This is a genomic window from Butyricicoccus pullicaecorum (assembly GCF_002160355.1).
GTDB lineage: Bacteria > Bacillota > Clostridia > Oscillospirales > Butyricicoccaceae > Butyricicoccus > Butyricicoccus pullicaecorum.
Window position 1 is genome coordinate 92,716 of record NZ_NFKK01000010.1, and the last position, 9,677, is coordinate 102,392.

At 50.9% G+C, this 9,677-nt stretch carries 11 protein-coding genes, 2 tRNA genes and 1 other RNA gene; 4 read left to right on the top strand and 10 right to left on the bottom strand.

Going from position 1 to position 9,677, the window contains the following annotated elements; all coding sequences use genetic code 11:
* Positions 1 to 6: 6 nt before the first annotated feature.
* The 3 genes from B5F17_RS09410 to B5F17_RS09420 form a co-directional block, all read right to left on the bottom strand.
* The gene (locus tag B5F17_RS09410; protein WP_087373354.1) at positions 7 to 1,233 is read right to left on the bottom strand and encodes an ETX/MTX2 family pore-forming toxin; all 1,227 of its coding nucleotides are present in this window, start codon (positions 1,231 to 1,233) and stop codon (positions 7 to 9) included.
* A gap of 434 nt (positions 1,234 to 1,667) precedes the next feature.
* Complete coding sequence (locus B5F17_RS09415; protein ID WP_073993879.1) at positions 1,668 to 2,210, bottom strand: NADH peroxidase; 543 nt, start codon at positions 2,208 to 2,210, stop codon at positions 1,668 to 1,670.
* A gap of 19 nt (positions 2,211 to 2,229) precedes the next feature.
* On the bottom strand, positions 2,230 to 2,631 hold the full coding sequence (locus tag B5F17_RS09420; protein WP_016147134.1) for an RrF2 family transcriptional regulator: 402 nt from the start codon (positions 2,629 to 2,631) through the stop codon (positions 2,230 to 2,232).
* Positions 2,632 to 2,840: 209 nt separating this feature from the next.
* Here B5F17_RS09420 and B5F17_RS09425 point away from each other — a divergent pair.
* Positions 2,841 to 2,926: transfer RNA gene (locus B5F17_RS09425), tRNA-Leu, on the top strand.
* Between the two features lie 23 nt (positions 2,927 to 2,949).
* Positions 2,950 to 3,035 (top strand) — tRNA-Leu (locus tag B5F17_RS09430).
* 214 nt (positions 3,036 to 3,249) lie between these two features.
* On the opposite strand, the gene B5F17_RS09435 is transcribed toward B5F17_RS09430, so the two are convergent.
* On the bottom strand, positions 3,250 to 3,465 hold the full coding sequence (locus tag B5F17_RS09435; RefSeq protein ID WP_016147135.1) for a PF20097 family protein: 216 nt from the start codon (positions 3,463 to 3,465) through the stop codon (positions 3,250 to 3,252).
* A gap of 128 nt (positions 3,466 to 3,593) precedes the next feature.
* On the opposite strand from B5F17_RS09435, the gene B5F17_RS09440 reads away from it, so the two are divergent.
* The gene (locus tag B5F17_RS09440; RefSeq protein ID WP_087373356.1) at positions 3,594 to 4,049 is read left to right on the top strand and encodes a low molecular weight protein-tyrosine-phosphatase; all 456 of its coding nucleotides are present in this window, start codon (positions 3,594 to 3,596) and stop codon (positions 4,047 to 4,049) included.
* Positions 4,050 to 4,085: 36 nt separating this feature from the next.
* On the opposite strand, the gene rnpB is transcribed toward B5F17_RS09440, so the two are convergent.
* Positions 4,086 to 4,424: RNase P RNA component class A (gene rnpB / locus B5F17_RS09445), an RNA gene on the bottom strand.
* A gap of 127 nt (positions 4,425 to 4,551) precedes the next feature.
* Here rnpB and murD point away from each other — a divergent pair.
* Positions 4,552 to 5,928, top strand: a complete 1,377-nt coding sequence (murD, locus tag B5F17_RS09450; protein ID WP_087373358.1) for a UDP-N-acetylmuramoyl-L-alanine--D-glutamate ligase — start codon at positions 4,552 to 4,554, stop codon at positions 5,926 to 5,928.
* Positions 5,929 to 5,981: 53 nt separating this feature from the next.
* Here murD and B5F17_RS09455 read toward each other — a convergent pair whose 3' ends face one another.
* From B5F17_RS09455 to B5F17_RS09475, 5 genes are all read right to left on the bottom strand, one after another.
* Positions 5,982 to 6,398, bottom strand: a complete 417-nt coding sequence (locus B5F17_RS09455; protein ID WP_087373360.1) for an arsenate reductase ArsC — start codon at positions 6,396 to 6,398, stop codon at positions 5,982 to 5,984.
* Positions 6,395 to 6,727 carry a thioredoxin family protein gene (locus B5F17_RS09460; protein WP_087373362.1) on the bottom strand — a complete coding sequence of 111 codons (333 nt, stop codon included), beginning with the start codon at positions 6,725 to 6,727 and terminating at the stop codon, positions 6,395 to 6,397. Before B5F17_RS09460 ends, B5F17_RS09455 begins: the two co-directional genes overlap by 4 nt.
* A 15-nt stretch (positions 6,728 to 6,742) precedes the next feature.
* Entirely contained in the window at positions 6,743 to 7,744 is a 1,002-nt protein-coding gene (locus tag B5F17_RS09465; protein WP_087373364.1) for a permease, read from the bottom strand.
* Positions 7,745 to 7,830: 86 nt separating this feature from the next.
* Positions 7,831 to 8,145, bottom strand: coding sequence for an ArsR/SmtB family transcription factor (locus B5F17_RS09470; RefSeq protein ID WP_087373366.1), 315 nt, complete (start codon positions 8,143 to 8,145; stop codon positions 7,831 to 7,833).
* 111 nt (positions 8,146 to 8,256) lie between these two features.
* On the bottom strand, positions 8,257 to 9,309 hold the full coding sequence (locus tag B5F17_RS09475; RefSeq protein WP_087373368.1) for an S-layer homology domain-containing protein: 1,053 nt from the start codon (positions 9,307 to 9,309) through the stop codon (positions 8,257 to 8,259).
* Between the last annotated feature and the right edge of the window lie 368 nt (positions 9,310 to 9,677).

A 9,677-nucleotide genomic window follows, 5' to 3' on the forward strand; every position in this document is an offset into this window, starting at 1 on the left:
AGGTGATTACTTGGTCATGTCGAAAGTGCCTGCGTTTGCAGTCAGTTCAACAGCATCCTTGCTGCTGCCGTTTGCGGAGCGGTCACCCTGCATCTCGGTTGCGTTTGCCTGAACGGTCTGAACCTTGTTGGTGCTTACATCCACAACATCGATGTACAGGTTGGAACCGTACTCTGCCTGATACGTACCCTCACCTTCAACGTGCTGGTTGCTGAAAGACAACTCATACGGCTTCTTCTCAAAGCTCTTCCACTTGTAAACCAAGCCGTTGGTCAGCTTGTGATCGGGCGTCGGAACCAGTCCAATATCGCCTACAAGCTTCTGCAGATTTACATAGCCGCTTTCCGTGCCGTTGATGTCACCGATCAGTCGAACCTTACCTGCGGTCTTTACCTTCTCCAGACGTGCACGCACTTCAACGGTCTGACCGGGCTCAAGCGTAATGGACTGAGACGGAATCTTGTACGTCACGGTCTTGCTCTCACTCTTTGTATCTGCCTTGGAGAAATTATACTGGGTGGAAATGGTCGTATTCAGGCTGCCGACAATCGGGATGTTGAAGGTTGCAGAAGCCGAAACCGAAGTGCCGATCGAGTTGGTGGTGGTCGCCGAAATCGTGTTGCTCTCGGCAAAGTCAAATGCCTGGCTGGTCAGCGTCTGCTTCTGGCCTGTTGTGTTGGTCAGACGGGTGTTGCCAGTGAAAATCAGCTCGGTTTTCTCCTCGTGATTGCCATCGACCGGCTCGACACGCAGATTGTCCACGCCAACGTCGGTCTTCTGCGCAATCGCATCACCGCGCAGCGCTGTGTTCAGCTCCTTTTCTCGCGCAGAGACGACTTCCTTGACCTTCTGAACACGTGCGGCCTGCAGCTCGTATTCCAGTGCCGAATAATGCTTCACCTCAGCCGTTGCTGCGTAATTGTCCCAGCCAAACTTGCCAAGATCATTGTAATTACCTTCGGACAGCAGAATGGACTCATGTCCGCTCTTCTCGGTCAGCTTTACGATATAGCCATAAGGAACCTTGATCGAAGACAGGCCATCTGCACTTACCTTGGACTTGGTCAGGTCAATGGTCGTGTCGTCCTTCGCGCTCTCGCTTGCGCCGGCAAACTCCTTGCCTTCAAAGAATTCGACTTTCTTCTGCTCATCAACGGCAAACGCAGTTGATTGCGCAGCCAACAATCCCAGAACACTCAGGCTTGCGATCAGTCTTCTTGCTGTAAATCTCATTTGTTTCTCACCCTTTCAATCGGGTGAAATTTTGACTGAACGGCTTCAGTCTGTTTGGGTTGTTGGTATATTACCCGCTTTCTCAAATTTTGTTAATCGTTTTGCACAAAATTTATAAAATATTTTTCTTCCGTTTGTTGCTAAGTTACAAATTCTACTAAAGTGGTATCCAAAATCATGTGTTTATTGTGCGCAGTATTTCTCTCTCATTTTCTGTAATTTATTAGACTAATTTAGTGCACTTTTGGCAATGTATATGGTTCCCGACTTCATGACATCGTTCAAAAATCTTGCTATATCGCCTTATTTCCTGACTTGATATCACAAAAAAAATACTATATTTACTTATTCTGTTCCCTTGCCGCTCTGTTGCTTTCAAACGACAAAAAAAGAGGGAATCACTTTCGTGATTCCCTCTCGGAAATTCGGATAAATTAGCCGAAGTAACGCTCCAGCAGGCCCTTGAATGCCTTGCCGTGACGAGCCTCGTCGCGAGCCATCTCATGAACGGTGTCATGGATTGCATCCAGGTTCAGAGCCTTTGCACGCTTTGCCAGATCGGTCTTACCCATGGTAGCACCGTTCTCAGCCTCTACGCGCATCTCCAGGTTCTTCTTGGTGGAAGCGGTAACAACCTCGCCCAGCAGCTCTGCAAACTTTGCAGCGTGCTCAGCCTCTTCGAATGCAGCCTTCTCCCAGTACAGGCCGATCTCCGGGTAACCCTCGCGATGTGCTACGCGAGCCATTGCCAGGTACATACCAACCTCAGTGCACTCGCCCTCGAAGTTAGCACGCAGGTCCTTCTTGATGTCTTCCGGAACGTCTGCTGCAACGCCTACAACGTGCTCAGCAGCCCAGGTCATCTCGCCGGTCTGAGCAACAAACTTGTCAGCCGGAGCATGGCAGATCGGGCACTCAGCCGGTGCTGCGTCGCCTTCGTGAACATAACCGCATACGGAACATACGAACTTCATAATAATTTCCTCCTAAATGTTTTTAATGTAAAAATTGGTCTAATGTAACACGGTAAAGCTCGTCTCGGATCATGGTATTGACCGATCCAAAGACCTTACGGAAATTGCAGATACTCTTGGACTGCACTCTGGTACACTCAAACTCATTGCACAAGCAATGATTGATCGTGATCGGGCCATCAATACATTCTATGATTGCACCCATGCTGATTTCAGCAGGTTCCTTTGCCAGCTCATAGCCGCCATTGGCACCTTTATAAGATCGAACCATCTCAGCTTGGATCAGCTTTCGCAGAATCTTGAGTGCAAACCGAAGGGTAACGCCGGTCCGTTCAGAGATCTCCTTTGCGCCGAGCTTACCGCCGCATTCTGCCAGACAAAAAGCAACACGGATTGCATAGTCTGCCTCGTGCGTGATACGCATCCTCAAGCACCTCTTTCTTTTGTTTACAATGTTAGTATACATTCTTTTAGAATAAAAGTCAACTGCATTCTTCCGTCTTTTTATACAATAAACTATTATTTTATCTCGTTTGTTTTATCTATTTTTTATTTTTCCTTTTTATTGACATCACCTTCCAAGTATACTATAATATAATAGCTGCTGATGAGCAGAACAAAATGTGAAGAAATGCGAGTGTGCTGGAACTGGTAGACAGGCACGTTTGAGGGGCGTGTGCTCATAAGGCGTACGGGTTCAAGTCCCGTCACTCGCACCACATTTCTTTCCAAGTTTAGATTCGCAGATGTGGCGGAATGGCAGACGCGCTAGCTTCAGGTGCTAGTGCTCGCAAGGGCGTGTGGGTTCAAGTCCCACCATCTGCACCAAAAATCCCGAATGCAACCGCGTTCGGGATTTTTACTTCTTCCTTATTCACTCTTTACTTTTCACTCATCTCTTCTGCTCTCCCGGGATTTTTGGATGGAATAGGTAATAGCGAAGAGTGAAGCAGTATCATATGCTGCTCGCGCGGCGCTGCAAGATCAAAGATTGTTATGAGAAGGACACTCAGCGGTGTCTTTTTGTTTTGCCCCGATTTATTCACTCAGAATCGATCACAATGGCGTGACAATTCGGACATCGATGCCCGCGAATGAACGGAAAATCCCGCGCAGTCTCCATAGTAAACACCGACTGCGCTTCCTTCTTGCTTGACGGCTTTATCGGAAAACGCACCGGTTCTTTCAGCCAATACATGCCGTGCGTGCTCTGAAGAACACCGTCCTCCATCTCCTGCAGACAAAACGGACAGTTCATCGTCTCACCTCCTTTATATATATGATATGCTTTTTCACATGCACGTCAAGCAGGTTTGCGTCCAAGGCATAAACTATGCTATACTGACAGCAAACACAGCGTTGCGTCCAAAACAGGAGGATAAAGAAATGAAGATACTTTTTGTGTGCCACGGCAATATCTGCCGCAGTCCGATGGCCGAGTTTGTCATGCGTGATCTGGTGAAAAAGGCCGGTCTGGGCGATCAAATTCAGGTTGCATCCGCTGCGACCAGCACTGAAGAGATCGGCAATCCGGTCTATCCCCCTGCGCGCCGCAAGCTGGCTGAACACAACATCGGCAGTGCTGGTCACGCCGCCAGACAGATGAACCGTCAGGACTATAATCGATTCGATCTTTTGATCGGCATGGACTCTGCCAACATCCGTAACATGCGCCGCATCTGCGGCGGTGATCCCGACGATAAAATCCGCATGCTGATGGATTACACCGGTGTGTCTCGCGAGGTCGCCGATCCGTGGTACACAGGCAACTTTGACCAGACCTTCACCGATGTTCTGTCCGGCTGCAAGGCACTGCTGGGTCAGCTCATGCAGGAAATGTAAAAGAAAAGAGACACCAAGCGGTGTCTCTTTTTTCATGGTACGAGCAATCCGTAAGCCGGGTTCTGTCGTGGACGATCATCTATCTGGGACGCACGTCGCCGCACGCCTCAAGCCATCAGTCGGAGCGACCGGGTCAGTCATAGCTCCTGTCGATGTTGCTGCGGATAGAGTTTACAGACCCCCCATGTTACCATGGGGCGTGGTGAGCTCTTACCTCGCCTTTCCACCCTTACCAAAGCACAAGCTCTGGCGGTATATCTCTGTTGCACTATTCCTGAAGTTGCCTTCGGCAGACGTTATCTGCTATCCTTACCCTATGCAGCCCGGACTTTCCTCATACCAGTCGAGCCGGTACGCGACCGTCAGGATTACTCGCGATTTTTATTATACGCTAAAAGTGCCTCATTCGTCAATTATAAATGTTGAAATCCTGCCCAAAAACTTGAAATATCCAGCTGGAGGGAGTAAAATAAACGAAGACCAAAGGGAGAGGTATTGGATCATGACACTGGATCAATATTTAGAAAGCATTCGAGACAAGCAAGTCGCGGTCATCGGCGCAGGTGTGAGCAATATGCCGCTCGTATCGCTGCTGCGCGAAGCAGGCATCACGGTGACCGTACACGATAAAAAGACCGCTGAGGCGCTGGGTGAGCAGTATGACAAGCTGACCGCGCTGGGTGCACAGACCATTTTGGGCGAGCACTATCTGGACGAACTGACCGAAGACATTGTCTTCCGTACCCCCGGTTTACATCCGGGTCATCCGTCGCTCGAGGCTGTCCGCGCACGCGGTGGCATCATAACGAGCGAGATGGAGCTGTTTTTCCAGGTCTGCCCGTGCAAGATCATCGGCATCACCGGTTCGGACGGCAAGACCACTACGACCACTTTGACTTACGAATTTCTGAAGCACGCCGGTCGCACCTGCCATCTGGGCGGCAACATCGGCAAGCCTCTACTGCCCGAGGTGCGCACTATGCAGCCAGACGATCTGGCTATCGTCGAGTTGTCCTCCTTCCAGCTGATGGGCATGCAGTTTAGTCCGTCTATCGCGGCCATCACCAACTTGACCCCCAATCATCTGGATTATCACAAGGATTTTGACGAGTACGTGGATGCCAAGACCAGCATTTTCACCCACCAGAAGCCGGGTGATCGTCTGGTACTCAACAGCGATGATCGCGTGACGCGCGTACTGGACATCGGCACCGGTCACAATGTTATGACGTGCAGCAAGATTGTAAAGCCGGAAAACGGCGTTTACCTGCGCGACGGCGTGATCTACATTGCCGAGAACGGTCAGGATCGCATGCTGATGGAGGCGGCTGATATCCGCATTCCGGGTGCGCATAATGTTTCCAACGTGATGATGGCGGCTGCTATTGTGCAGGGTCTGTGCAAGGACAGTGACATTGTCGATGTTGCCAAGACCTTCGGCGGCGTTGAGCACCGCATTGAGTTTGTACGCGAGTTCGAAGGCGTCAAATATTATAACGATTCTATCGCGTCCAGCCCCACCCGCACCATTGCAGGCCTCAATTCCTTCGACCAGAAGCTGATCCTGATCGCAGGCGGTTACGACAAGCACATTCCGTACGATGTGCTGGGTAAGCCCATCTGTGAGCACGTCAAGACCTTGCTGCTCACTGGTGCAACTGCACCCAAGATTCGCGCCTGCGTTGAGCAAGCCGACTGCGCACAAAAGCCCGAAATCATCGATGTTCCCGATCTGGCCGCTGCGGTACGCACTGCAAACGCAGTTGCACAGCCGGGTGATGTAGTCATCATGAGTCCGGCAAGCGCATCGTTTGACTGCTTCAAGAACTTCATGGAGCGCGGTGACCGATTCAAGGAACTGGTCAACAAGCTGGTATAATCCCCCAAAAATGCAAACGGCTCGATCCAAACGATCGAGCCGTCTTTTTATGCTCACAGCACACCGTCAGGCTGCGCCAAACGATCTCTGAGCATGCTCACTTTTTCATGAATACGTTCCATGACATTCAAAAATACTTCGTCCGGCTGTCCGGTCGGGTCATCCAGTCCCCAGTCCTCCCGATGTTTGCAGGGCAGATTCGGGCACTGTACGTTGCATCCCATCGTGATGACCACATCGACCGGCGGAATGTCGGACAGCAGCTTGCTGTACTGGGTCTGCTCCATGTCCACGCCGTACCGCTCTTTCATCAACCGCACCGCATCTTGGTTGATCTGTGGTTTGGTCTCGGTGCCGGCAGAAAAACTGTCAAACACATCACTTGCGAGCAACTTTCCAAGTGCTTCCGCCATCTGGCTGCGGCAGGAATTATGGACACAAACGAATGCTACCTTGGGCTTTTGATTCATTTTGCACCTCTCGCCTGCTCAATGAGCGCCTTGACCTGATCCTTACTGAGCACCTTACCGTGCGACACCACCTTGCCGTCCACCACCAGTGCCGGCGTGGTCATCACGCCGTATGCCGCGATCTGTGCAAAGTCGGTGACGTGCGCAATCGTCGTGTCCATGCCCAGCTCGGCAAGCGCCTCACGCGTCGCCTGCTCCAACTCGTTGCACTTGGCGCAGCCCGATCCCAGCACCTTGACCGCTGCGTCTGCATTTTCAGCGTTCAAAGCCGTGCAAGCTCCACCACAGCTGCAAGTCTGCTCTTTTTTCTTCTTTCCAAACAGTCCCATCGTCAATACCTCCATTTATACCAAAAAGATTTGTAATCCGTTGAACAGATATCCAACCAAAACAATTCCGACCACACAAATACCGATAAACAAGCCGAGCAGCTTGGGTTTGACTGCCTTGCGCAGCAAAATGAGCGAGGGCAGAGACAGGGTCGTGACTGCCATCATAAACGACAACACCGTACCCAACTGTGCCCCCTTGGTCAGAAGTGCCTCAGCAACCGGAATGGTTCCAAAAATATCCGCGTACATAGGCACACCGACCAGCGTTGCCAGCACAACACCCAGCGGATTGCCGCTGCCCAGAACGGTCTCAATCCAGCTTTCCGGAATCCAGTTGTGAATCACCGCACCGATGCCTACGCCAATCAGAATGTACGGAAATACCTTGCGGAAGGTGCCCTGCATCTGCTCTTTCGCGTAAATCACACGCTCACGACGGGTCAAATCGGGTGATTCCAAGTCCACGCTGCTTGCGGAAAGAATGAATTGCTCAACATATCGCTCCATGCGCAGCCGCTCAATGATTGCACCGCCTATTACCGCAATCACCAGTCCTACAATCACATACAGGACGGCAACTTTCACGCCGAAAATGCTCATCAGCAGTACCAGACTACCCAAATCGACCATCGGTGACGAAATCAGAAAGGAAAACGTGACACCAACCGGCAGACCAGCACTCGTAAAACCGATGAACAATGGAATGGATGAACACGAACAGAACGGCGTGACTGTGCCGAGCAGCGCGGACACGACATTTGCACCCAATCCATGAAACCGTCCCAAAATGCGTTTGCTGCGCTCGGGCGGGAAGTAACTCTGGATATACGAGATGACGAAAATCAACACACAGAGTAAAACAGTGATCTTAATGACGTCATATAGGAAAAATTGTATACTGCCGCCCACACGACCAGTGATATCCAGCCCGACAGCAGATACTCCCTTGCCGATCAGTGCATTCAGCCACTTCATTCCTAAAATCTGGTCTTGAATGAATTGCCATACGACCATAGAAAAACCTCACTTTCCGGTATCTATCTCATATCAAAAATTTTTGATGTTTTGTGCCGTAAGAAACGCCATCCTGTCGATGGCGTTTACTTGCCGCATGCCGAACAGCTCGGTGCACTGTCCGCATTCGGTGTCGTGAGTGCGAGCAGCAGCTGTACTGCACGTTCCTGCCCCTGTGCACTCAGTCGATAATGCGTCCACTTCCCTTCCTGTCGGCTGTCCACCAGCCCGGAATCACACAAAATCTTCATGTGATAGGATAAACCCGACTGCGTCAGCGCGAGCGGCTCTTGTAACACACAAGCGCACTTTTCTCCGCTGCGCAGCTGTTCGAGAATGGAAAGGCGCTTGGGATCGCACAAAGCTTTAAACACTTTGGCCTGCTCCTGATATGCTTCCACACAATCACCTCACATCAAAAAGTTTTGATGTATTTAGTATATGCGTGCTCGGGCCATTTGTCAACCCTATCCTATAAAAAGAAGGGAGCGTTTGACCGCTCCCCTCTCACTTTATGGCCAGTTTTCATCCAGCCAGGCTTGAATCGCACGCATCGATTGCTCTTTTTTCCAAGTTACGCCCGGCAAATCAACCAGCGTTGCACGTTCTGGTGTCGCCTCAATCTGTAAGACATAGTTCATGTATTTTGTGCTGCCAGGGTCTGCCAACACCGTGAACGTCAGGCTTGTGCCATCAAAAGCAAGGACATCTCCGATCCGCACAGGTGTATTATCCGGTAATTGGAAAATACGCGTCCAAAGTGCGCCGTCTGTGCTGCGATACACGGTACGTCCGCCGTGAAACGTCCAGTCCGGTACATCGGCCACCGGCGCAGGCGAAATCACCGCGCCGTCCGGCGCGCAGGCAATCGCATATCGCACACCGTCCACTGTCTGGAACTGACAGGGCGGCAACGCCGATGTGCTCACCGCGCCCGGTGTCTGAACGATCCCCTTCGCGTGTTCAAAGTCCGCTTTCACCCGATTCCAGTCCGCTTGTGTGAATACTTCTTGCGCGATCAGATGGTCAGCCAATGTTTTGGTATCACCATTCATCTGTGCGTATAGCGTGTCCATGGATAACGCGACTGCCTGCCCACGTGTGATATCGTTGCCATACTCACGCCGGTACACCTCAGCGGATAAGGGCGTTTTGCCCGCTGCGACATCATTGTCGGTAAAGCCCGCAGCGCGTCCGGTAAACCATGCGTATTGCTCAAAGCACATGGGCTCGTTGGGGCTATATGTAGTTTTAGATGTTCCGTTCGTCAGCTTGTTTTCGTACAGCCAGCCGACGTAGGGCTGCGCCCAATCTGGAACATCAGCAAACGGTGTCTGATACGTGCTTACCTTGGCTTCTGCCTCGCCGCCGAGCAGACGGACGAGCATGACTGCACCTTCAGTACGGGTCATCGTGCGGTCGAGTTCGTAACCCTGCTCGGTACCTTGAAACAGTCCAAGCTCGTTCAGAAATACCGCGTCTTGCTGCTGAATTTCAGTTGCTGCTGTTGCTGTTCCAGCGAGAATCAGTGCACTCAGAATCGCAATACCAAGCGTTCGTTTCATGTTAACGCCTCCTATCCTACCCAAATCACAAAAGCATGAACGATGTATTTACTTTTATCGTATACCCTCTGATTCAAAAGTCAAGAAAGGCTTAAGGCTATAATAAAAAGACACCATTTGGTGTCCCTTTATAACAGTCTTTGATCTTGAAGCACCGCACAATCGGTATACTATACTTCTTCCATCTTCACTATTACCTATTCCCTCCAAAAATCCCGTGAAGACAGAAGAGATAATGAAGAGTGAAAAACGAATAAGGAATAAGTAAAAATCCCGAACGCTGTCGCATTCGGGATTTTTGGTGCAGATGGTGGGACTTGAACCCACACGCCCTTGCGAGCACTAGCACCTGAAGCTAGCGCGTCTGC